Origin of the sequence: Paenibacillus radicis (ex Gao et al. 2016) (assembly GCF_014641555.1) — a bacterium.
Taxonomy (GTDB): domain Bacteria; phylum Bacillota; class Bacilli; order Paenibacillales; family Paenibacillaceae; genus Pristimantibacillus; species Pristimantibacillus radicis.
In genome coordinates, this window is record NZ_BMHY01000002.1 from 259,736 (window position 1) to 283,808 (window position 24,073).

19 protein-coding genes are annotated in these 24,073 nt (G+C 48.8%); 10 read left to right on the plus strand and 9 right to left on the minus strand.

Annotated elements, in window-relative coordinates; all coding sequences use genetic code 11:
- Nucleotides 1-5: 5 nt before the first annotated feature.
- On the plus strand, nt 6-881 hold the full coding sequence (locus IEX98_RS06765; protein WP_188888179.1) for a hypothetical protein: 876 nt from the start codon (nt 6-8) through the stop codon (nt 879-881).
- Between the two features lie 358 nt (nt 882-1,239).
- Here IEX98_RS06765 and IEX98_RS06770 read toward each other — a convergent pair whose 3' ends face one another.
- Nucleotides 1,240-1,674, minus strand: a complete 435-nt coding sequence (locus IEX98_RS06770) for an Lrp/AsnC family transcriptional regulator (RefSeq protein ID WP_188888180.1) — start codon at nt 1,672-1,674, stop codon at nt 1,240-1,242.
- 141 nt (nt 1,675-1,815) lie between these two features.
- Between IEX98_RS06770 and IEX98_RS06775 the strand changes: the two genes are divergently transcribed.
- On the plus strand, nt 1,816-2,571 hold the full coding sequence (locus IEX98_RS06775) for an MBL fold metallo-hydrolase (RefSeq protein ID WP_188888181.1): 756 nt from the start codon (nt 1,816-1,818) through the stop codon (nt 2,569-2,571).
- A gap of 76 nt (nt 2,572-2,647) precedes the next feature.
- On the opposite strand, the gene IEX98_RS06780 is transcribed toward IEX98_RS06775, so the two are convergent.
- The 5 genes from IEX98_RS06780 to IEX98_RS06800 form a co-directional block, all read right to left on the minus strand.
- Nucleotides 2,648-5,746: an alpha-mannosidase gene (locus tag IEX98_RS06780; protein ID WP_229692019.1), complete on the minus strand. Its 3,099-nt coding sequence runs from the start codon at nt 5,744-5,746 to the stop codon at nt 2,648-2,650.
- Between the two features lie 55 nt (nt 5,747-5,801).
- The gene (locus IEX98_RS06785) at nt 5,802-6,626 is read right to left on the minus strand and encodes a carbohydrate ABC transporter permease (protein WP_188888182.1); all 825 of its coding nucleotides are present in this window, start codon (nt 6,624-6,626) and stop codon (nt 5,802-5,804) included.
- A gap of 5 nt (nt 6,627-6,631) precedes the next feature.
- Complete coding sequence (locus IEX98_RS06790) at nt 6,632-7,513, minus strand: carbohydrate ABC transporter permease (protein WP_188888183.1); 882 nt, start codon at nt 7,511-7,513, stop codon at nt 6,632-6,634.
- A 71-nt stretch (nt 7,514-7,584) separates the two neighbouring features.
- Entirely contained in the window at nt 7,585-8,931 is a 1,347-nt protein-coding gene (locus IEX98_RS06795) for an extracellular solute-binding protein (protein ID WP_188888184.1), read from the minus strand.
- Between the two features lie 314 nt (nt 8,932-9,245).
- The gene (locus IEX98_RS06800) at nt 9,246-10,364 is read right to left on the minus strand and encodes a GntR family transcriptional regulator (RefSeq protein ID WP_188888185.1); all 1,119 of its coding nucleotides are present in this window, start codon (nt 10,362-10,364) and stop codon (nt 9,246-9,248) included.
- A 148-nt stretch (nt 10,365-10,512) separates the two neighbouring features.
- Here IEX98_RS06800 and IEX98_RS06805 point away from each other — a divergent pair, with 148 nt between their 5' ends.
- Together IEX98_RS06805 and IEX98_RS06810 are read left to right on the plus strand one after the other, a co-directional pair.
- The gene (locus tag IEX98_RS06805) at nt 10,513-11,202 is read left to right on the plus strand and encodes a sigma-70 family RNA polymerase sigma factor (protein WP_188888186.1); all 690 of its coding nucleotides are present in this window, start codon (nt 10,513-10,515) and stop codon (nt 11,200-11,202) included.
- Between the two features lie 91 nt (nt 11,203-11,293).
- Nucleotides 11,294-11,770, plus strand: a complete 477-nt coding sequence (locus IEX98_RS06810; protein WP_188888187.1) for a VOC family protein — start codon at nt 11,294-11,296, stop codon at nt 11,768-11,770.
- 515 nt (nt 11,771-12,285) lie between these two features.
- Here IEX98_RS06810 and IEX98_RS06815 read toward each other — a convergent pair.
- The 3 genes from IEX98_RS06815 to IEX98_RS06825 form a co-directional block, all read right to left on the minus strand.
- Nucleotides 12,286-13,515 (minus strand): MFS transporter, encoded by a 1,230-nt coding sequence (locus tag IEX98_RS06815; protein WP_188888188.1) that lies wholly within the window; start codon nt 13,513-13,515, stop codon nt 12,286-12,288.
- Between the two features lie 169 nt (nt 13,516-13,684).
- Nucleotides 13,685-14,284, minus strand: coding sequence for a TetR/AcrR family transcriptional regulator (locus tag IEX98_RS06820; RefSeq protein WP_188888189.1), 600 nt, complete (start codon nt 14,282-14,284; stop codon nt 13,685-13,687).
- 178 nt (nt 14,285-14,462) lie between these two features.
- The gene (locus IEX98_RS06825) at nt 14,463-14,888 is read right to left on the minus strand and encodes a MarR family winged helix-turn-helix transcriptional regulator (RefSeq protein ID WP_188888190.1); all 426 of its coding nucleotides are present in this window, start codon (nt 14,886-14,888) and stop codon (nt 14,463-14,465) included.
- 132 nt (nt 14,889-15,020) lie between these two features.
- Between IEX98_RS06825 and IEX98_RS06830 the strand changes: the two genes are divergently transcribed.
- From IEX98_RS06830 to IEX98_RS06855, 6 genes are all read left to right on the plus strand, one after another.
- On the plus strand, nt 15,021-16,484 hold the full coding sequence (locus tag IEX98_RS06830) for an MFS transporter (protein ID WP_229692020.1): 1,464 nt from the start codon (nt 15,021-15,023) through the stop codon (nt 16,482-16,484).
- A 730-nt stretch (nt 16,485-17,214) separates the two neighbouring features.
- Nucleotides 17,215-18,777: a response regulator transcription factor gene (locus IEX98_RS06835; protein WP_188888192.1), complete on the plus strand. Its 1,563-nt coding sequence runs from the start codon at nt 17,215-17,217 to the stop codon at nt 18,775-18,777.
- A 7-nt stretch (nt 18,778-18,784) separates the two neighbouring features.
- Complete coding sequence (locus tag IEX98_RS06840; RefSeq protein WP_188888193.1) at nt 18,785-20,557, plus strand: sensor histidine kinase; 1,773 nt, start codon at nt 18,785-18,787, stop codon at nt 20,555-20,557.
- A 181-nt stretch (nt 20,558-20,738) separates the two neighbouring features.
- A complete protein-coding gene (locus tag IEX98_RS06845) occupies nt 20,739-22,031 on the plus strand; it encodes an ABC transporter substrate-binding protein (RefSeq protein WP_188888194.1) in 1,293 nt (430 codons plus the stop codon).
- A gap of 180 nt (nt 22,032-22,211) precedes the next feature.
- A complete protein-coding gene (locus tag IEX98_RS06850; RefSeq protein ID WP_042166457.1) occupies nt 22,212-23,087 on the plus strand; it encodes a carbohydrate ABC transporter permease in 876 nt (291 codons plus the stop codon).
- Complete coding sequence (locus IEX98_RS06855; RefSeq protein ID WP_188888195.1) at nt 23,080-23,904, plus strand: carbohydrate ABC transporter permease; 825 nt, start codon at nt 23,080-23,082, stop codon at nt 23,902-23,904. Before IEX98_RS06850 ends, IEX98_RS06855 begins: the two co-directional genes overlap by 8 nt.
- Nucleotides 23,905-24,073: the final 169 nt, after the last annotated feature.

Sequence of the window (24,073 nt, forward strand, 5' to 3'; positions counted from 1 at the left end):
ACGCTATGAAACGAGTAATATTCATATCGACGCTGGCAGCTGTTCTGCTGCTTGCGGGATGCGGGCAATCCGGAGGCAAATCCGACGAGCCCGCGATGAATCATGGTACAAGCCATAGCAGCGGCAATAGCGAGAGCAGCGGTCAGCATGAAGGGCATGAGGAAAACGGCGGTTCGGAAGAGGAGGCCATTTCCAATGCTCAAGCACTGTTTTCCTACTCGAATGATTCTGTTCAGCCAAATGAGGACTTCGTCGTCAAGATCCGGATTCAAGCGCCCGATGGTGAGCCTTACGATGCTTTTGATACCGTGCACGAGAAAAAAATGCATCTGATTATCGTCAGCAAGGATTTATCCTACTTTAGCCATATTCACCCTGATTATGAGGGCGGAGGCCAGTTCAGTATAACGACGAGCCTGCCTGCTGCCGGTGAATACAAATGGATTGCGGACTTTAAGCTTCAGGGAGGCAGTGCGCTTAACCGGAGCGAGTGGATGACTGTTCAAGGCAAGGCGCCTGCGCTGAAAACAATTGTGCCGGACGAGCAACTGGTTAAGACAGTGGATGGCAAGCAGGTGACGCTCTCGATAGACCATTTGATGGCGAATATGGAGCTCAGCTTGAACTTCCACATTGCCGATGCTACCACCAAAAAGCCGATTGATAATCTGCAGCCTTACTTGGGTGCGGTAGGACATGTCGTTATTTTAAGCGAGGATGCAGAGCAATATTTACACGTTCATCCGACGGAAGAACAATCGTCAGGACCGGATGCCGTCTTTAAGACGACATTCCCGCACAGCGGCGTGTATAAAATATGGGGGCAATTTCAGCAGGACGGCAAAGTATTCACCGTGCCGTTTGTCGTGAAGGTGCCTTAAGGACCGAATCATCGCTAACAATTCGTTTCGGCTGCATGAATGGGCAGGGTCACAAATCAAAATGTAAAAGTACAGTTTGTTTGCCGCTTGATGAGCGATTTATCGCATCAAAATGCAAAAGTGCAGGTTGATCGGCCCCAATAGCCTCTTAGAGGCGAAAATAGCGGATTTCAAATGTATTTTTGCATTTTGACAGCGATTTGAGGCATTTAAAGGCCAACCAAAATGTACATTTGCATTTTGATTAGCATACCGCGCGGCTCGGAGAGCCACTTCAGAGGATTATTCAAAAAAAGAGAGGCGTCCCTCTATTAACTTGGGACAGTCTCTCTTTCTTGTTCCGGGCAGCAAAATTCGTCTATTTCAATTTCCCGATGGAAATGCTGATTTTATAGTTGCCGTATTGCAGCAGCTCGTCCAAAAAAGCGGTTAAGGCTTCTGTTGAAGCGGCCTGCGCACGCAGCCAATAGCAGCCTTCCCCGCTAACACGATGTGCCTCCGTAATCCAATCGGTCCGCTGGATATATTTTTGCAGCGATTGGTGGGCCTCAGTTGACTGCAAAAATACGATAATAAACGCAGAAATCATAAGTCCGAGCTTTTCGGGGTTCCACCTTAACGTATAGCCTTCAATGATGCCCATGTCCTGAAGCTTGCGGATACGGGCTCCTACTGCTTGACCGGTCAAATGAACAAGCTTGCCGATTGCTTTATGGGAGCGGGTCGCATCCTCCAGCAAGCTGTTCAAAATCCGAAGATCAATTTCGTCTATGGTTGGTTCGGTGCTTGGCATACTTGAATTCCTTTCAGCGTGAAAGTCATAACCGGCTAATTGTTTCATGAGGTTATGTAAGCCTTATTGCCTCTTATTTTATAATGAGATCAGAACGATAATCAATGAAATGACCAACTATAGATGAAGAGGTGTAGTACGATGAAGCTGCAATTAATCCGGAATGCCACGTTAAGGCTGCAATATGCAGGAGTAGAACTGCTGCTCGATCCGATGCTCTCGGAAGCGGAATCAAGTCCGCCTATTATCAATACGGCAAATGACCGGAGAAATCCGTTGGTGCCGCTCCCTGCGGCTTATGAAGCGGATGCCCTGCCGGACGCTGTACTAATTACGCACTTGCATAATGATCATTGGGATGAGGCAGCAAGGCAAGCGATTCCGCACGCGACTCCGATTTTATGCCAGCCGGGGGATGAAGCAGCAATCACTGAAGCAGGTTTCGGCCATGTTACGCCAATTCAAGAAACGGCAAGCTTTCGGGGTATTTCTATCCGACGGTTCGGAGGGCAGCATGGCACAGGCGACATTGGTAAAATGATGGGTCCGGTGTCAGGCTTCCTGCTTCAAGCAGAAGGCGAGCCTTCCATCTATATTGCGGGGGATACGATCTGGTGCAGCGAAGTGAAAGATGCGCTTCACGGTTATCATCCCGATGTAACGGTTGTGAATGCCGGAGGCGCCCGATTTATAGAAGGCGATCCGATTACAATGGATGGGGCTGATGTTGCCAGCGTTTGCCGTCACGCACCGTATACGAAAGTCGTTGCCGTCCATATGGATGCGATCAACCATTGTTATACGACGAGATCCGATTTGCGAACTCAGCTGGAAGGGGAAGGGCTGCTGCATCAAGTTCTTATACCGGAAGATGGCGAATGGCTGGAAGAGTTGTAAGCTGGACATCTGCATAGCGATGAGAAAAAGACCGGGGTTTCGGCAACTGCTGCCGAAACCCCGGTCTTTTCAATCATTAAGCTGGCGTAATTCGGATCGTCTTCACTTCGAATGGCGTGAAATGCAGCGTCGCTTCGTTGGCCGAAGCATCGAAGGCAAGCGGCTTGATGCCGGCCGCAACGTCACCCGCCGCTGTCTCCAGACCCTCCAGCATATCGGTTTCCCGGATATCGGTAAATCCAAAGCTGGAAGTAATGGAGCTGCTCGTCGACATGCCCTTGCATTCATAGAGCCGGGCGATGATCGCTCCGGAGCCATCCTCGGCCATTTTGACCGTATCAACGATAATATTCGCTTTCCCAGCCAATACTAGTCCGCGGAAAATGCCTGAGTTGCCAGGCATAGAAAGCACAGGAGCGTTGAGCTCCGCCGCTTCCCGGATTACAGGGTTGCTGGCAAAGCCTTTATTCCACACATGGAACGAGTAAGTGAAGGTATGCATCCCTTGATCGGCGAGTCCGTCCGGATAGTCCGGGGAACGGAGCAGCGTCAAATTCATTTCTTTTCCCAGTGTATTAATGCCGTATTTGCAATCATTAAGCAGTGCGAAGCAGCGGTCGCCTTCGACAAAAGCGGACCAACGATGCTGACTCACTTCATAACGGTCCGCGTCATGCGGCCTCGAATAGTGGTTCGGACGTTTAACATGCCCGAATTGGATCTCATGCAGCGCTTCTGTCGTATGCAGATTAACGTCAAAGCCAACCTTCAGCAGCTTGTGGCTTTCTTTCCAATCGATCGAAGTATGGAATTCGACGCGGCGGCTGTCTGCATGCAGACGAACGGTCTGGATGAGCGTGGACTCATTCAGCTTGCGCTCGATCCGGATTTCGGCGAATAGCGGCCCGTTGCCGGTTACTGTAATATGAGCCGGTTCGGGGAGTGCCATCTCGGCGTCCCTATACCGCCGGTCCAGCTCCCACGCATCATAGCTCGATGTTTGATCTCGGAACATGCGGAACCGGTTGCTGATCCCGTGTGTCCACTCGGATTGGCTCTCTTTGTCCCAAATACGGATGATTTCTCCGCGATCATTGAATGTAACGAGCAATTGATCGTTTTCTAACCGGTCAGCAGCAGCTTGAACAGAGCTTGTTTGAGCGGCGGAGCCAGCGTTCACAGAAAGACCAGCAGCGGACTCCAGCGAAATATAGCCGCTTGCCGGCAGCTCTGCCCGCACGTATAGCTTGCCGCCATCGCTTTGAACGGGGAGCATACGGCCTAGACTGTCCGTCGCGCCGGAGAATTCGTCAGGCAGCTCGGTTATCTTCGTCCGGTCCCATGGGAGCACATTGAATAACGTGACACTTTCGTTCGTACGAATGCTGCTGTCAGCCCGTTCAGCATCCATAATGGCTTTTGCTGCGGAATGGCTGATTTCAGCAATCGATTCTAGCAAAGCCTCATAAGCTTTCTCAGCTTCCTCATGCACCCGGCGAATGGACGTACCCGGTAAAATATCATGGAATTGAAGCAGCAGCAGCTCCTTCCATGCTGCATCAAGCTGAGCCTTCGGATACGGCGTGCGGCCAGAGAGAGCAGCAAGCGTGCTCATGTGCTCGGCTTCCTTCAGAGCAGCTTCCGCGGATCGGTTGCCCTGTTTCATTTTCGCCTGGGAAGTAAACGTACCGCGATGCGCGGAATAATAAAGCTCTCCCACATAGCGATTAGCCGGCATGCCGCGCTGCTCCAAATCCTCGAAGTAATCGATCGGCGAGCTGATTGCCGTACGCGGCACGCCTTCGAGATCCTTCATCCGTCTTAGAAATTCAAGGTCATTGCGGTTCGCGCCGCCGCCGCCATCCCCGTAGCCGAATTGCACAAGACGGGTCGATATGCCGTATTTCTGTACGCGCTCATTCCATTGGAAGAGGGCGTAGCTGACGTCCGCCGGATTCGGATACGGACCGTAGTCGAGCAAGTGAACCGGTACGGTCGAGCCGTCAATGCCTTCCCAAGTGAACGTGTTATGGGGAAAGGTGTCTCCGACGTTGTCGTAGGTTTGAAACATTTTGACCGAAGCGAAGTAATCGACGCCGCATTTTTGCATAATTTGCGGCAGGTTGCCGGAGTAGCCAAACACATCGGGCAGCCACAGCATCCGGCTGTCTACGCCAAACTCCTCTCGTAAAAAGGCTTTGCCATAAAGGAACTGGCGAACGAAGCTTTCGCCGCTAGGGATGTTGGCATCGGGCTCCACCCACATGCCGCCTTCCATGATGATGCGGCCTTCCGCGACGTAACGCTTGATCCGTTCGTACAATTCGGGATACAGCTCTTTGGTCAAATGGGTCAAATACGGCTGGCTTTGCACATATTTGTATTCCGGATATTCCTCCAGCAACGCAAGCTGGTTGGACAACGTACGGGCAATCTTCCGCTTCGTCTCCTCGATCGGCCACAGCCAAGCGATGTCCAGATGGGATTGCCCCATCATGAACAGCTTGGGCGCCGTTGAACCGTTGACGCATGCCAGCAGCGGCTCCAGCACTTCCCGGCCCTGACGGGCAGTTGCTTCAAGCTCATCGCCGCTTCTGCTCCAGTCTAGTTCAGTAATGAGCCGGTCGAACGCTTTATCGATTTCGCTCGCCCGCAGCGGGGCGGAGCCGATGCCGGTTCGAAGCTGATACAGCGCCTCCAAATCGATGAAAAACTGATACAGCTCCTCGTTAAGCACGGCGATACGGGATTGCTGATATACAGGCAGATCCCGGTCATGCCCCGCATAAGCTTCCGCAACGATCTCGTAGATATCGCCCGGGACCGCTTCTCTTGCCAAGGTAATGGTCTTATGCTGGAGATCGATAGCTCCGGCAAGTTTGCCGTTTACATAGACGGTGGTCTCGGAGCCCAGGTTTAGCCGGAGCTCGACACGCTTGCCCGCAGCTTCTCGCGGAAGCTGAACTACCGCTTTAAACCAGCCGTACTGCCATGTTTTTCCCCATTCTGTCCGGGGTTGAATCGCTTCATAAGGAAGCAAGCCGGCATCCTCAAGAGAAAGCCAGTTGTCCGATGGCGAGTAGGTGAAGTCGACAGGGCCAAGAGGGCGGTACAGCAAATTCTCTTTTTCCCTCATCCATTTTTCAATATGAAATAATCTCTCTTTCTCGTACAAGATGAACGCCTCCGGAAACCTGATGGGCAGGTATGATAGTGGAATGAATCGAGTGCTAGCCTTTGGTTGCGCCGGCGGTAAGACCTTTAACGAGCGCTTTCTGGAAGATGACGAATACGAGCAGGACAGGCAAGGTCGTGACAATTCCCGCTGCATTTAAAGGGCCCCATTGGATGCCGGATTTCGTAATGAATGTGTTGATGCCTGCAGGCAATGTACGCATCTGATCCGAATTGATAAAGGTCATGGCGATCATCATTTCTTGCCAAGCGGTGATGCAGACGGTCAAGCCTACTGCTACCAGACCAGAACGGGCCAGTGGCAGTACCATGCGGAACAGGATGCCCAGCGAGGAGGAGCCGTCGATTTTCGCCGCTTCGTCGATGTCTTTAGGCACGCTTTTGAAATAGCCGGTCAATAGCCAGATGGCCATCGGCAGCAAAATGGCACAGTTGGTAAGTATAATGCTGGCATGCGTGTTGAGCATGTTCAGCTTGCCCCACATCACATACAGCGGCACGATCAGCGTCGTGAGCGGCATGATTTGAGCGAATAGGATAACGGTAAAATAAACCAGCTTCCCCTTAAACGCATAGCGGGTCATGCTATAGGCTGCAAAGCTCGCGATGACGAGCACGATGAGTACGGTGCCAGCCGTATTAATGACGGAATTAAGAAAGTAGGTCGGAATAGCCGAACCTTGAAACACGGCTTTGTAATGCTCAAAGGTGAAAATATTCGGAATCAAAGTTGCGGGATCGCGAAAGATTTCATCGGATTTTTTCACCGAAGTAACGAACAGCCAATATAGCGGAAATAAAATGATGACCATAATGCCGGCGATAATTACTGTATTCCAAATGTTCTTTATGGCTTTCATGATGCTCACTCCTTAACCGATCTCAGCATGGCGCGCATATAGGGCGAGCAAATAATGCCGATAATGACCAAGCTGATCAGCGCCATGGCTGAGGATTTACCGAAGTCAAAAAACTCAAAAGCGAGCCGGTAGGTGTAGATGGGAAGGGTAGAGGTCGCATCCATTGGGCCGCCTTTCGTTGTCACCCAGATCAGATCGAAATAATTCAGCGTCCAGATCGTCGTAATGACGCCGGTTGCTCCGATTATAGGTGTCAGATGCGGCACCTTAATGTAGCGAACGATGCTGAACCAGCGGGCACCGTCGATGCGGGCTGCTTCGAGCTGGTCGTCCGGAATGTCCTGAAGCGCGGCAAGCAGCATGAGGAACCAGAACGGAAACGCCTTCCAGGTGTTGACGAAAATAAGGGTGCCAAGCGCCATATCCGGCCCCAGCCAAGATATATCTTTATCAATCAGATGCAGGTAGCGGAGAATATCGTTCACGATCCCCATATCCGACTGGAGCATCCAGCTCCACATTAAAGCGGTCACGACGCCTGGCAATACCCAGGGCAGAAGGAGCACGGAACGAAGAACACCTTTGCTTCTCCTTCTCTCGTCCACGAATAAAGCCGACAGCAGTCCAGCCGCCATCTGCAATATAACGCCGCATACCGTCCATATAATCGTCGTTAGCAATACATGCTTGAATATATCGTCGGTGAGAATATCCTTGAAGTTCGCTAAGCCGATGAACGGCTTGTCGGGCTTGCTTAGCTGCCAGCGATGAAGGCTGACGTATAAATTGTAAAACAAGGGATAGGCCAACAAGCTGACGATGACCGCCAGCGAAGGCAATAAATAGAGGTAAGGAACAAATTTGCGAAGCAGCCGCTTATCTGTCATATACATGTCTCCTGGCTTCTGGCTTTAGGGAGAGGGGGAGAGGCGGGTTAACGCGCTCTGCCCCGTTCCGTTTATTTTTGTGCTGCAATTTCTTTGATTTTGTTCTCAAGATCAGCGATAGCTTTATCAATTGCTAGGTTGCCGACGATTACTTTCGTCACGGTGTCGTAGACAGCCGAGTCGATTTCTTTGTAATAGAGCGTTTTTGGCTGTGATTGTCTTGCGAACTTGATTTGTTCTTGAAAAATCGCATAGGCCGGATCGGTAGCAAATTTAGATACGGCAAGCGATGCGTTGTTGGCCGGCACGTCCGTCATGGTCCGGGCGTTGAAGTCAACCGAGGTTAACATTTGAGCCAGCTTGGCAGCCGCTTCCGGATGCTTCGTATTTGCTGCTACGGCGATGCCGAAGCCGCCGCCAAACGAGCCGTCCGGTGCATTAGCATCCATCTTCGGAACGAGCGCTTGCCCGTAGAAGTCTGCGCCTTTCAAATCCGGGTTCTGATCGGTGATCCAAGTGCCTGCGATGACCATCGCTACCTTTTTCTGAGCGAACAGCGTGCCCAGCTTCAGATGATCCAGCGTCGCATAATCCGCTTCGTAAGAAGGCTTCATATCAGCCAGCAGCTGCAAGTAGCCTTTGAACTCCGGCGTATTGACGTTTGGCGTAATAGCGCCGTCCTTCACTTCAATAATGGAGCCAGGGGATGCAGTGAACAGGCTTTGGGACGGGAACTCCTTCAGACCAAGATCCATGCCGAAGCCCGCCACTTTCCCGCCAGTTGCTTCTGTAATTTGCGCAGCGTATTGTTTAAGCTCGCTCCAAGTGGCTGGCGGTTTTTCCGGATCGAGTCCGGCTTGCTTAAATATTTCTTTGTTATACCAGAGAACGCGTGCATCGGTCGTATACGGAAGCGCCATATGCTTGCCGCTCCAGTCGTACATGGACAGGATGCCAGGGAAGAAGTCCTTGAAGGCGTCTTCGCCGAGCGATGCGCCCAGATCAAGCAGGTAGCCGGAATTGGCGAAAGCCGGGAAATCCGGATTGTTGACGATGAAGACGTCCGGTCCGTTGCCGCTGGCGAACATGACTTTGTATTTCGTTTCCCAGCTTCCCCATGGGTCGCTTTGGAACTCTACCTCGTAGCCTGGATTCTCAGCTGCAAACTTCGTTTTCAGTTCCTCCAGAACGGGAGCGATAGCCGGATCAGCTGTCCATTCGGAAAATCCATAATAAACGAGCTTTTCTTTTTTACCTGAGCTTGCGGGTTCCTTTCCTTTCGAATCATTCGTTTGCGCAGGCTCGGAAGAACTGCCGCCGTTTCCTTTGTTTGACCCGTTCCCGCAACCTGCAGCAAGCGCTGTCATCATAATGGACACCAATAAGATCATAAACACCTTGCTATACCGCTTTTGCACTGCGTTACCCCCTTAATGATCATAAAATATATTGCAGGCTTCGTTCGAAAGACGAACGATAGCGCTTACAATTGGAGCAATAATCGCGGACTAGAGGCAAGCTAATTCATGATGAGCGCGATTTTCAATGTGTTATTGTATCAACAATCTGATACAGATGAAGAAAAGTTGTGTTATTTGACAGCCTTATCATAAATCTGAATGATTTCTGTGTCAATAATTAAATATAAATATTAATTATAGTAATACAGATGATACAAAAAGAGACCGGATGATAATCCAGTCTCTTTCATGGTTCTATTGATATGAGCTGCTTATTCGCGGGCTGATTGCAGCGCCTTGCCGATAGAGCTTCCTTGGTTAAGCTCGCCTTTGCATATTTGACCAAGTACAGACAGATGCTCCTTGCCTTCGAGCAAATTCATCAGTTGAAGCGCAGCTGTACGCCCCATATCGTAGAAGGGCTGATTAACGCCGGTAATGTCCAGCTTCAGCTTTAAGTTGAGATTGAGCGCATCATAGGTCACTAGCGAGATATGCTCAGGTATGCGCAACTTCAGCTTGTCCAGAGCGGAAATCGCTGCTTCGGCCAGCTGGTCATTGGCGGAGAAAATCGCCGTACAGCCGCTTTCGGTAATAAGAGAAGCCAGTTTGGAGCTGTAGGTCTCGAATTCATCGGCGAAGTTCTCAGATTGGGTTGGCAGCAGGACATCCAGTGCAGGGTCGAATGCAATGCCGGAATCCAGAAAAGCTTGCTTCACGCCAAGGAGACGTTCGTTAAATGTGCTCAGATCGGAGTTGCGGATAAAGAGAATGCGGCGATGTCCTTTATCGATAAGCAATTTGGTTAATTGGTAGGCGCCAGCCGCGTTGTCACTTGTGACAAACGGGATGTCGCTATTGTACATATAGCGGTCGAGGAAAATAACTTTAATGCCGTTGTTCTTCAGCAAGTCATACAGACGCTGGTTGCGCTCCTCGTGGTTATGATCGTAGATGGGACTGAGAATAACGCCGTCTACCCGCTTGGCTACCGCACCTTTGATCAGCGATTCCAGCTTGTCGAGGTCGCGGTCATCGCTATAGCTGAGCAAGTGAAAGCCTCGCAGCTGCAGCACATCTTGAATGCCTCTTAATGCAGAAGCCCATAGCGGGTTGTCGATGCCAACGACGGATGCGGCTATAAGTCCGGATCGGCTTTGCCCCATTGGGGAGGAGACGCCGTTCTCGATATAGGTGCCGCGGCGCTTGTCTCTTCGCAGCATGCCTTCCTCGCATAGCTCTTTAATCGCCTTTTCCACCGTATTGACGCTAGATTTATAGGCTTCAGCGAAATCGCGGCTGGATGGCAGGCGCGTATCGCCAAGCCATTCTCCTTCTAAAATTCTTTTTTTAATATCTTCTTTAATGCGGAAATAAGGATAAGTCGACATGGAATTCCTTTCTATCGAACAGAATTTTATTACGGTATTATTTGTTTACATTGTATCAACTGTATCAAGAGAAATGCAATATAGAAGTTGAAGAGAGAGTGAACGTTGCGAAAGGAGGAATTGGCGGGGTGAGGTGGAATGGATAATAATGGACTGGAAAACGCTGATAGCTAGATATAGTGCAAATATAGCGGCCAATCGCTGGGACGCCGAGGATCTGTCGCAGGAGGCATCGCTAAAGCTGGTTGAGGCGGTTCGGAAAGAGCCGGAGCGTGTCGTTACGAAAGCGTACTTGTATCGAATCGTAAAGCATACCTGGATCGATCGGCAGCGAAAGCAAAAGCAAAAGCAAAAGCTGCAGACCATACCGCTTGTGCAGCGGGAAGGGCAGGGAGAGGCAGATTCGCAGCTTTCGACTCTCGAACTGTTGGAGCTTCTCGTTGGGCGGCTTGCGCCTCGGATGGGTGTCATTTTGCTGTTGATGGATGTCTTTGAATTTACGGCTAAGGAGACGGCAGCGTATGTGCATATGAAGGAGTCTACCGTACAGGTCACACTGGGGCGGGCGCGGGCAAGGCTGAGAATGCTGGCTGGACAGCAACGAGAATCGCCGGAGCCGGTCGCATCGTCGGTTGTTGTTAACGGAGGGACTTCCGTACGAATTGATGCGCTGGTAGACGCTTTCCGCAAGCGTGATCCGGAGGCGATTTGCCGCGCTTATATCGGGGTGAACGAAACAGGGCTGCGACTTTCCCGGCTCAAGCGCGTTGGGGCGGAATTGCAGTTTGTATTTCGTGATCCCGACGGCAATGGGTTTAGCGTGATATCACGCGAATAAATAATTCTGGAGGTTCTGTTTGGTTTTTGCAAATTGCTGCGTTTATTAAGAGGTAAAGATATGAATAACGGGTTAAGAGGAGCGGATTGCGATGACGGAGCTTTCGAAAGATGGATGGAAAAATGCAATGAGGGCGGTCTGTTCGGTTTATGTGCCCGTAAAAAATCCGTTAGATTCAGCGGCATGGTGGCAGCGGCATTTTGGGCTGGAGTGGGCGATGCCCTACCCTCCGGGAGGCGAGCACGCTATTTTGAAGCTGGCGGAAGGGCAATGGCTGCATCTGGTTGAAACGGAAGGCGACTTCCACAGCCAATTCCGCGATAAGCTAGGATACGAAATGTTCCGGTTTACGTTTGAAGTGAGGGAGATTGAGCATATCTATGACCGTCTCCGCACAGGAGGCGTTAACGTTCAAGAGCTTCAGGACCGAGGAAGCTGCGGCATTAATTTTGTGTTCTATGATCCTGACGGCAACAAGTTTGATGTCAACGAAGTCGTGCAAGCTCACCGTTCACCGGAGGAAGCAGCAGCGGTACTGAACTATTTATTCGCTCCGGCGAATGGTTAAGGTTTAACGAAGAGTGGGCGAGCGGAAAACGGGGCTTTCCCGGAAGTCTAAGCTTAACTATAGCGTCAGCTTGAACTCGATATATTTCGCTAACGCTAATCGTGGTATCCTGCAATATAGTGAGATCAAAATGCTGGTTCGGATAACTGGAGATAACGCACTGGAGTCAATTGCTGTGTCAATGCTGCACACAATTAATGGATTGGCGTATCAAAATGTAAAAGTGCATGTTGTCAGCCGTTAAATCGGCGATTTAGAGCATCAAAATGTAAATGTGCAGGTTGATCGCTCTAAAATGCCTCAATAAGGCAAAATTCAGCGATTTCAAATGTACTTTTGCATTTTGATAGCGATTTTATGGCCTTTTAGGGTAGATCAAAATGCACATTTACATTTTGAACCTTATCTGGCTAGAGGAAGGGTATAGGAGCAACGGCGAGCAGCTGCGCTTGAATCGCAAGTCAAAAAAGGCGTTGCAGGGAGGTTATCCGCCCTGCAACGCCTTATTATGATCATTACATCGTATTAGTCTGACGGCTACGGCCTTTGCCGGCTCTAAGGGACAAGAAGAAGCAAAGGATAAGAATGATTGCGGCAGAAATGTATGGGAAATTCAAATTCACGTCGAACAGGAGCCCGGCGACGATCGGTCCGGCAATATTGCCAAGGCTGGTGAAGGCCGAGTTCAGACCGGCCACATAACCTTGCTGCTCTTGTGCCATCTTCGACATCTGGGTGCCGATAGCCGGACGCAAAATATCGATGGACAAGAAGACGATGAACGTGACGGCTACGATTAACAGATAAGTGTGAACGAACAACGTAAGAAGAATGAACAGCCCTGCCATCAGCAGACAGAAGGAGATAACAGCTTTTTCGCCAAAGCGGTTTAATATCCGTCCGAACACGGTCGCTTGGACGACTGCTCCGGCAATGGAGCCAAACGTAATAATAAAGGCGATATCTTTCGGTGTAAAAGCGAATTTATGATCGACGAACAAGCCGAAGATGGTTTCATAATTCGCCAGGCCAAAGGACATGACGAAGACGATAATGAGACTTAAAAAATAAGGCTCACGATAGGAGTGGGTCATTTGAGATACCACACCTGGCTGTTTCGCCGCTGCCGGAGCCAGTGCTTGATTCGCGGCGTCCGAACTAGCGGTTTTCTTCGCTTTCGAGGCTAGTGATTCCGGCAAGACGAGAATCGTAATGATTGCGGAGAACACTCCGGCGCCGGCTGCAGCGTAGAAAGGCACGCGCATGCCGAATTCAGCCAGGTAGCCGCCGATACCGGGGCCAATGATGAAGCCGGTCGTAATCGCGGCGTTGATGAAGCCCATACCGGTTGCCCGTTCTTCTACTGTTGTCATATCTGCGGCATAAGCCATAACAGATGGCATGATTAGAGCGGCGCCAACTCCGCCGAGCATTCTGGAGACGAATAGCAGCCAAGGCGAGCTGACAGCTCCGAATAGCCATTCTGATGCGGCAAATACAAGCATGCCTGCGACGATTAATTTTTTTCTCCCGAGCGTATCGGACAATCTGCCCGCAAGAGGGGAGAATAGCAGTTGTGTGACGGAAAAAGCGGCCACAAGCATGCCGACTAGGCTGCCGCTAATGTGAAGCTCGGTCATATAGGTCGGCATAATTGGAATAACGAGACCTACTCCGGTAAAGACGAGAAAAATATTGAGCATGAGGAGCAGAATAGCTCCCCGGTTTTTCAGCAATAAAGACATGGATGTAAGCCTCCAAATTTCTACATAAGATGTACGGGCCTGCAAGCTTTTGGAGGGTATAAACCCTCATGCGGTGCAGAAAATAAATCGCAATACTACTATCGAATAATACTGAACGTTCGTTTTGTAAAAGTTGTGTAAAAGCTATTCGTTTAATTGAGTAAAAAAATTAAACGGTGGGTTTAACGATACCGATTAGCAGCGTCTCAATCGCTGTTTTGTAAACACCGATCGCATCATCGGACGTTTTTTTGCGCAGCATTTGTCCAAGACCGAGAATAAGGCTCTCCAGCACGATAGCGTGCTTCTCGACGTCGATCGCTCTAAATTCACCGCTGTCGATCCCTTGCTGCAAGAGCTTCTGATTGAATTTAAGATGTCCGGAGACGAGCTCGTCGATTCGTTCCTCAACATCATTCGCTTTCTCCTCATTGTTGAAAAACTCATCCGCCGCTTTAGTTAGCGGGTGATTCAAGTCCTCCAGAACGAGCTGCTCCCCTAAGCCATAAAGCTTTTCAACAGTCGTCTGGTACTGGGACTCACGCTTCAGCCAGCTCTGTTCCCAATCCCGTTCCCACTCATCCAGCAAATAGAGGAAGAGGCCTTCCTTGCTCTTGAAATGGTAATAAATATTGCCTTTACTGCTGCCGGTCGCCTCCACGATTTCTTCAATAGAGGTCGCCTTATAGCCTTTTTTGACAAACAATGCCCGCGCGGCGTCCGCCACCCGTTTTTTCGTCTGCTCGCTTTGCAATTGTTTTTTATTCATATGACAGCACTCCGATTCAAAGATCGTGCGAGGTGAAAATTTACCCTCAATAATACTGAACGTTCGTTCTGTATTCTATCAAATGAAGAGTAAGTATGCAACCCCGAAAGCCTCTTACATAATTGTCTTGTATTAGCCGGGAGGGCTCTGTTTAAGCTAATTATGCCGGAGCATAACGCTAATCTTCATTTAATTGCCGGCTAACCTTTTGCAGCAGAAATATAAGCTGTTCCTCTTCATCCGAAGACAGATTGGAAATTAAGTTCATATTCGTTTGTTTCAAAATGGACTTCAAGATAGGGTGAAATTGCTCCGCTTGGGGTGTTGGATACAGCAGATGGGAGCGTCTGTCGTTAGGGTCAGGACGCCGCTCAATGTAGCCGGATTGCTCCAATTGCTTAACGGATCTTGCCGTTGTCGCTTTATCGAACTTCAATAACTGGGTGAGCTGGTCCTGCGTCACGCCGGGCGATTGAAGAATGGTCTTCAGGAAACTATGTTGTCCGCCGCTGCCGATGCCATAAGGGGCCAGTGCTTTGGATAGAATTTTTAAGTTCTGCCGGTGAACGTAAGAAATGAGCTTGCCGATCGGCTCTTTTTTCATAATGGAGCCTCCTTTTTCTCATCGTATCGTAAAGTTGTTGCGCGCGCAACTAAAATGACATACACTGAGGTTGTCGTTTTAGTTGCGTGCGCAACTAGAATAAGGATTGGAACAATTGAAAGGGGGATTCCCTTGCACGCTAACGTGAGTACGTATCAGGAGGATAAGGAAATCCAGGGCAGACGCTGGATCATTCTTATCGTTATGAACCTGTTTACTTTTATGGCAACGCTGGACGGGAGTATCGTCAACATTGCGCTGCCGGTTTTATCCAAGGAGCTGGGGCTGCCGATTGCTCAGATCGAGTGGGTGACGACGGCGTATTTGATGTCAATATGCGCAGCCATTCTGTTTTTCGGAAAATTGGGCGACATTGTCGGGAAGATTCGGATTTTCAAAATCGGCACTATTATTTTCATTTTTGGATCGCTGTTATGCGGTTTTAGCGAGTCATTGCCTTTGCTTATCGCATCCAGAGTCGTGCAAGCACTGGGCGCTTCGATGACGATGGCGAACAGCCAAGGGATCGTCACCGATATCTTTCCCGCTAACGAGCGGGGCAAGGCGCTTGGCTTAATTGGCACCTTTGTTTCCCTAGGCAGCATTGCCGGACCAAGCTTGGGCGGTATTATCGTATCCACATTGGGCTGGGAATATATTTTCTGGGTCAATGTGCCGATCGGCGTGGTCGCCATTATTATGGGCTGGAAGCTGCTGCCTCGTGATCTCATTAAAGTGAAGGCGAGAATTGACGTGCCGGGCAGCGCATTATTTGCAGTGTTTATTGTAGCGTTATTCGCTGGACTGCTGCTCGGGCAGCAGACAGGCTACAGCAATACCGGAATCATTCTTTCATTAATTGTTGCGGCAGTGGCGTTCGTCTGGTTTCTTGTCGTTGAGAAAAGACGCGAGCATCCGCTCATCCAGCTGTCGCTGTTCAGCAATCCGTTGTTTTCAGTGAGCATCTTATGCGGATTTCTCGTTTTTACCGCGAATTTTACCTTTAATATTATTGCTCCATTCTACGCGCAAAACATGCTCGGCTTATCTCCGTTTGATGCTGGATTTCTGCTTATGCTTTTGCCGATCTGCATGGTTATCGTCGCACCGTTAAGCGGGGCTTTGTCGGATAAAATAGGGTCCGAGCTGCTGACCTTTGCTGGACTGATCGTGATGGTTATCGCGCAATTTGGTTTTGCGATGCTGCATGAAGGCAGCTCCGTTCCAATCGTTGGACTATGGATTGCCATGCTTGGCATCGGCGGCGGCCTGTTCCAATCGCCCAACAATTCGCTTATTATGTCGCAGGTTCCGCGTACGCAATTGGGCTCAGCCGGCAGCGTGAATTCATTGGTGCGGAATGTGGGGATGGTTGTTGGCATCACGCTGGCTACGACAATATTATTCCATGTAATGAGCAACAAGGCGGGTCATCGGGTAACCGGTTTGATTCCGGGACGTGATGATATTTTTCTTGCTGGCATGCATGTCGCGTTTACGACATCCGCATGTATCTGCTTGGCAGCGGCTTTGCTGACAGGGTGGCGAATGTACCAAGCGAAGGTCGTGAAGCGCCGCTCGGAAGCGAAGGCTTGATGGGTGAGAGCTTAAGGCGGCAGTTCGGACGAAATGAAGAAAGTAACAACATTTAACTGGGGAGAGACGAGTGCGTCTCTCTTTTTTTGCGTGTGCAGGTTTAGTATCCGATTAGTTTTCCGCACTGCGCTGCTACCGAAACTGTAGTGTTCAGTCACACATCGGCGGTTACCAGTGGTGCGAGGGAAGTATGGTGAAATGAAATGCTATGGGATGTGATGTGATGGACAAAGTTTGTTGGAATAAACAGTAATGCTGAGTGAATCTTTCAAGCTACAGCGATGGGAACCCACACAGCGAAGCTGGTTCGCTATATAAAGAAGCGAAATTCGTTATAGGAAGAGGCGTGCGGTTCGATATATAAGATAGCGAAACAATTTTCGCATTTCGTGAACCTAGGTTCTCCAGTAGCGAAATTTAGTTCGCTGCTGCTCAGTGATGCCATCGCAAACATCGGAATAGTGAAGTTAGATTCGCAAAATAGCGAATCAGGTTCGTTATCCTGGATAAGGACAGAGTGGGGAATGAATATCAAGCAACCACATAAAAAGTTAGTTGAAATATGGAGTTAGGCATCGCTGAAAACGGAAGGATCGGTGAATGAGCTGCACCAAACGACAGCATTCGACAAAACGATTATTTTCGTGGCGATATTTCGGTTATAATGTAGTTTAAGTTTCGGTTTAGGTCGACTTATAGATTTAAGTTTGGTTGAGCAGGAGGTGCCGGTATGGCATTCACATATTGCAAGGTATTAATTGTAGATGATGAGGCGTTGATTAGACAGGGAATCAAGCACTTTATGAACTGGGAGCAAGAGGGCTTTCAGATCGTCGGAGAAGCCTCGAACGGGAAAGAGGCGCTAGAGCTGATTGCTGAGCTGCAGCCGCATATCGTGTTGACGGATATTGTCATGCCGGTGATGGACGGGGAAGAGCTCACCCGGCAAATCAAGCTGCATTATCCCGAAATTGAAATTATCGTACTCAGCAGCTTTGGGGAGTTCGACTACGTGCGGTCGACATTCCAAAGCGGCGTGAGAGACTATATATTGAAGCCAAAGCTGGATATCGCTCATTTGCTGAACGTATTAAAAGACACGGCGAGCAAAATCCCTTCGCTTCGCACGCAGCAATCAGCAGGCGATGCGAAGGTTTCGGTGGAGCTGTTGCTGGAAAAACTGTTGTCCGGATTCGAAGCCGAATACGACGAGCAAGAGCTCGCCGCTGAGTTTCCTTACCGCTGCTATTGTCTCATTGGTGTCGATCTTAGGGGACGCAACCGGACGAAGCATCAAATCATCGGCCTGACGAAAAGCTTGCAGGACGAGCTCGATGCCCGGACAGCTGCGGCTGAGGTCGTCTATCGCATACTCCCGACCGATTTGCCGATGATTGTCTTTCTTCTCAATATGGACCACAACGGTCTCGCTTCCCTTCCCAGCTGGGCGAGGGCGATGACAAGCGTGCTTGTGGAGCATCATGCGGATACGGCCATCGTAGTAGGCGAACCGTTTATGGATATTGCCGAGCTAGGTCACATTTATAAGCAAAGCCTGCTGAAGCTGATGGACTATCATTTTTATTTTCCGGGCAAACGTCTGCTTGTCTATAACAACCTTCCGGAAACGCCGCAAGGCCTAGAGCCGTTTAATCTGAACCAGTTCACGGAGGAATTCAAACGGGAGCACTTTGATGCGGCTTTCAACTATTTAAAGGAGCATGTGCAGGCGATTACAACCAATTATATGACCGATGTGTTTGAATTCAAATCATTCCTCGGTAATTTAATCTTCAATATAACAGTGCTTCTAGGCAATATGGATTACAACATCCAACAGCTGGAGGGTAAAAAGTACTTTTATTTCAAAGCAGTTGAAGACGCCCGTCATGCGGACGAGGCGGCGGAGGTGCTAAGCGCGTTTATTGAAGAGGCGAAGCAGTGCATTCAGGACCGAGTCGAACAAAGCGGCAACGTCAACATGAGAAGGCTGCTGGATTATATCGATGAACATTACGCCGAGCCGCTTAATTTGACGGAAATGGCTAAGCATTTTCATTTTAACCCATCGTACTTGTCGAGCTATTTCTCTACGCATCATAGCGAAGGCTTTATCGATTATCTGCATCGTGTTCGTACGAACAAAGCCTCCGAGCTGCTGCGGGCGGGCTCGGCTCCGATTTCCGAGATTAGCGGCTTAGTCGGCTATTCGGATCATAGCTATTTCTGCAAAGTGTTCAAGAAGCATACCGGCTTGTCGCCAAGCCGTTACCGCCAACAATATACGAGATAGGTGAGTTATGAGACGACTATTGGACCGGTTTAAATATAACGGGCTGTTTGTAAAAATGTTCATTATTATGGTTGCCAGCATCGTCGCCGTGTCCATCCTTGTGACATGGACGACGATTAATGTGTCGGAACGGGTGTTTATGGAAACGTTCAGTATTACGAACTCCAAAGTTATTGAACAAATCAACAGCCGTATTGATTCCTTCAATTATTCCATCGTGCTTACTACGAATAAAATTGCGCAAAGCGGCACTATTCGTCAGTTTCTAACCGAGAATGGCGGTACGTCGAGTGAAATGAACCAAGCTTTTTACAGAATGGGGCAGCAAATGAACCGGATCAAATCCGGCATGGATGTCTATGAGGTAGGTATTACGGTAACGGGAATTAACGGCAGAAGCTACGCGACGGTAGACCGTACTTACTGGCCGGTGCCTGACAAGGAGCTTAAGGACCATCCGATTACGAAAAAAGCGCTAGAGCAGCCCACCAAGCTTATGTATTTTTACGATGATGCCAAGCGTTCGGGCAAGCCGTATATGGAGCCGACGATTATCGCGGCCAAGACGCTGCTCGACCGTTCCGGAAAAGCATACGGCATCGTTTATTTTGCGATTAGAGAGCGGGACTTCTCTCAGTTTTATGACGTGAACACGAGCCAAGCGAGCGATGCGATTGTTTTGGATAAGGATGGTCTGATCATTTCCGCGAACCGTAAGGAATGGATCGGTGAAACCTCAAAGGAGCTCCTGACGGATGTGGAGCAAATCGAAGAGCGTTCGCTCGACTACAAGAACGCCCATCTCATGGGCAAAGATCAAATTGTACTATCTGAATATTTAGCCCCATTAGATCTTTATATGGTTAATTTGATCGATAAAAATGCGGCAATCGGCCAGTTGACCGACACGAAGAGGATCCTTCTCATCGTGATGGCGATTGTGGCGGTTGCCGTTATTATTGTGTTTATTATCTCCAGACGGCTTACGAAATCGTTGACCCGCCTTGTGAAGCAAATTTCGAATATATCCAAATATGAATTCGACCGTCACGTAACGATCGGTGGCAGTTATGAAACGAAACAGCTTGGCATTGCTTTCAATGCGATGATCGATGAACTGAATGATTACGTGGGTGAACTGGTGGAGACGCAGAAGCAGCGGCGAAATGCCGAGCTTGAAGCGCTGCAGCAGCAGATTAACCCTCATTTTCTGTACAACACACTGGCTTCGGTTAAGTTTATGGTTCAGCAGGGCAGCAAGGATAAAGCGGCTGAAACGATTAATGCCCTTATTTCATTGCTCCACAACGCAATCGGCAATATCAGCGAGACGATTACAGTCAGCCAGGAACTGGACAATATGAAAAACTACGTGTTTATCAACCAGATCCGTTATGGCGAACGGATTCGGGTCAGTTATTTCATCGCACCGGATTGTTTGGACTATCACGTTCCGAAGCTTATGATTCAGCCTTTTATTGAGAATGCCTTTTTCCATGCGTTTAATATTAAGCCGGAGGGGCATATCTACATTATGATCGGGCAGGATGGCGATGCGCTCATGTGCGAAGTTGTAGATAACGGGGACGGTATGGAATTATCTAGGGGAAGCAAACTGCCAAATTCATCAAGCAAACGGCAGCTATTCAGCGGAATTGGCGTACGAAACGTAAATGACCGGATTAAATTGCTTTACGGAGAAAGCTACGGCGTAACGATTTCAAGTGAATTGGGAGAAGGAACCAGAATCAAAATCCGGATTCCGCTCTTGAAAATCTAATAATTATTCAAATTTATATAAATCGTCCAAATCGAATGCAAATGACCAAATCAAGTCATAATAATTGAACAACTCGTTGTAAAGATCGTTCTAACGAGAGAGAAACGCGGGATGATACACTGAAAAAGTAAGTGAGGAAACGCTTACAGGAATGCAAACAAATAAATACGGAGGTCTTGTAATGAAAAAATTACTCGTATTACTTTTTGCTACCGTACTGGTACTGTCGGCTTGTTCGTCCAAATCGGACAACGGCGGCAACAAAGGCGGTAACGCGGCTGATACAAGCAAGATTACGGTCTGGGCTTGGGATCCAAACTTCAACATCAAAGCTTTGAATCTGGCTAAAGAAGATTATGCAGCAAAAGATTCGAAACTGACCGTTGATATTATTGAGAACGCACAGAACGATATCGTTCAAAAGCTGAACACGGGCATGAGCTCGGGCACAACGAAAGGTCTTCCAAACATCGTATTGATCGAGGATTATCGCGCGCAAAGTTTCCTGCAAGCATATCCGGACATGTTCTTCGATCTGAGCAGCTACTTCAAAGCTGAAGACTTCGCTGACTACAAACTTGGACCTACAAGCGTAGACGGCAAACACTACGGTCTTCCATTTGACTCCGGCGCAGCAGGCGTGTTCGTACGTACGGACTACCTGAAAGAAGCGGGCTACACGCTTGCAGACATGCAGGACATCACTTGGGAACAATACATCGAAATCGGTAAAAAGGTTAAAGAAAAAACAGGCAAAAACTGGATTTCCCTTGACCCTACCGACCTCAGCCTTATCCGTATGATGACGCAATCGACGGGTGCATGGTACCTGAAAGAAGACGGCAAAACAGCTAACATCGCTGGCAATGAAGCGATGAAAGAAGCGTTTGAAGTTTATGAGAAAATTATGAAAGCCAACATCGTGAAACCGCATGCGGACTGGAGCCAATTGGTAGCTAACTTCAACTCCGGTGATGTTGCTTCTTATCCGACAGGCAACTGGTTCATGCCTTCGATCGCGGCTGAAGCTTCGCAATCCGGCAAATGGGGCGTTGCACCATTGCCAAAACTGTCGAAAACACCTAATTCCGTACACGCAGCAAGCATCGGCGGCAGCTCGTTCTATGTACTGAACGTTCCTGGCAAAGAAAAAGCAGCTGAGTTCCTTGGCGCTACTTTCGGTTCCGATTCTGACCTGTACCAAAAACTGATTACAGAAGTAGGCGCTATCGGCACATACAAACCGGCTGCAGCAGGCGATGCTTACAAACAGCCAAATGAATTCTTCGGCGGACAAAAAGTAGTTGAAGACTTCGCGAAATGGACAGCTGAAGTACCAAAAGTAAACTTCGGTATGCACACTTACGCAATTGAGGACATCCTCGTTGTTGAAATGCAAAACTTCTTGAATGGCAAGAAGCTGGATCAAGTGTTGAAAGATGCACAAAGCCAAGCAGACGCACAAATTAAATAATTAAAAAAAGCAACAGACAATGACCTTGGACACCCGTCCGCCAGCGACGATATTGTCGATGGCGGACAGAGTGTCCTTAGGTTGTTGCCATAGTTGCAATAAAAAGAAACCAAGAAACCATACATGTTAGGCTGAATTAAGGAAGGAGCTGGCGAAGCTGTGAAAGAGGCAAGAGCAGGCATGGGCATCAAAGCAAGAACGAATGCCGTAAGTTGGGCATTTATTGCGCTAGCTGTCGTTATGATTTGCATATTTTATTTTTATCCGATGATTCAGGCGCTCCTGATGTCGTTTCAATCGGGAACAGGTACGAACCTCTCGTATGTGGGGACGGAGAACTACACGCGACTTTTCAAGGACGCGACCTTTATTGCTGCATTGAAAAATACGTTTATTTACTTAATCGTGCAAGTACCGATCATGATCGTTCTTGCTATGTTTATTTCTGTATTGCTTAACGATAGAAATTTGAAATTCAAGGGCTTCTTCCGGACGGCAATTTTCTTGCCAGCCGTTACATCCCTCGTTGCTTACTCGGTTATTTTCAAATATTTGTTCGGAAATGAAGGGCTTATTAATACGATGCTGCTGAAGCTGCATCTGATTGCCGATCCGATTCTTTGGATCAGCGACCCGTTCTGGGCTAAAATTACGATCATAGTCGCCATTACTTGGCGTTGGACCGGATATAACATGATTTTCTATTTATCGGCTTTGCAAAATATCGACAACTCCATATATGAAGCAGCACGCATTGACGGCGCATCCGCATTCCGGCAGTTCACCCAGATTACGATGCCGCTACTCCGGCCGATCATTTTGTTCACGTCTATTACGTCAACAATCGGTACGCTGCAGCTGTTCGACGAGGTTATGAACATTACGAAGGGTGGTCCAGGTAACGCGACCACGACGCTATCGCAATATATTTACAACCTTTCGTTCAAATATACACCTGACTTTGGTTATGCGGCGACTGTCTCCTATGCCGTCGTTATTCTGATCGTTATCTTCTCGTTCCTTCAGTTCAAACTGGCAGGTGATAAAAATGGATAAATTGAAAAAGTTTTTAACTTACTTATTCTTAAGCGTTGCTGCGGTCGTCTCCATCTTCCCATTCTTGTGGATGATCTCCAGCGCCACGAATAAATCGGTTGACGTGACGAAGGGCAAGCTTATGCCCGGCGCTTTCCTGGGTGAAAACCTGAAGAAGGTCCTCGATACCATTGATATCGGACCTGCACTTTGGAATTCGGCTAAAATATCGGTTACCACAACGATTATTGCGCTGCTAATTGCTTCGCTTGCAGGCTACGGCTTTGAGATTTTCCGCAGCAAGGCGAAGGATCGGATTTTTAGCATTCTGCTTCTGTCGATGATGATTCCGTTCGCGGCAATCATGGTTCCTTTGTACCGGATGTTCGGCGGTATTTCCAAAGTTATTCCGGCAATCGGTATCGATACAATGACAGCCGTCATTTTACCGTCAGTTACGACAGCGTTTCTCATATTCTTCTTCCGGCAGAATACAAAGATGTTTCCGAAGGATATGCTCGAAGCAGGCCGCATTGATGGTCTGAATGAACTGGGTATTTTCTTCCGCATTTATGTGCCGACGATGAAAACGACTTATGCAGCAGCTGCGATCATTACGTTCATGTCCAGCTGGAACAACTATCTGTGGCCGCTGGTCGTGCTGCAATCGCCGGAGAAAAGAACGATTCCGCTGTTGATCTCGAACTTGGGCTCCAGCTACGCTCCGGATTACGGCGTAATCATGCTCGTTATTCTGATTGCAACATTGCCTACGGCGATCGTGTTCTTCCTGATGCAGAAGCATTTTGTGGCAGGTATGACAGGTTCAGTAAAATAATCATCTAGATCATGAATGTAGATATGAGGGGGCATTTGGGCATGAAAGCAGCAAGCGCCAGCTTGGACTGGCTGAGCGACGCAACGGTATACCGGGTCAACCGGCTCGACGCGCATTCCGACCATCGATATTACAAGACCATGGATGAAGCGGAACGCAATACGCCGAT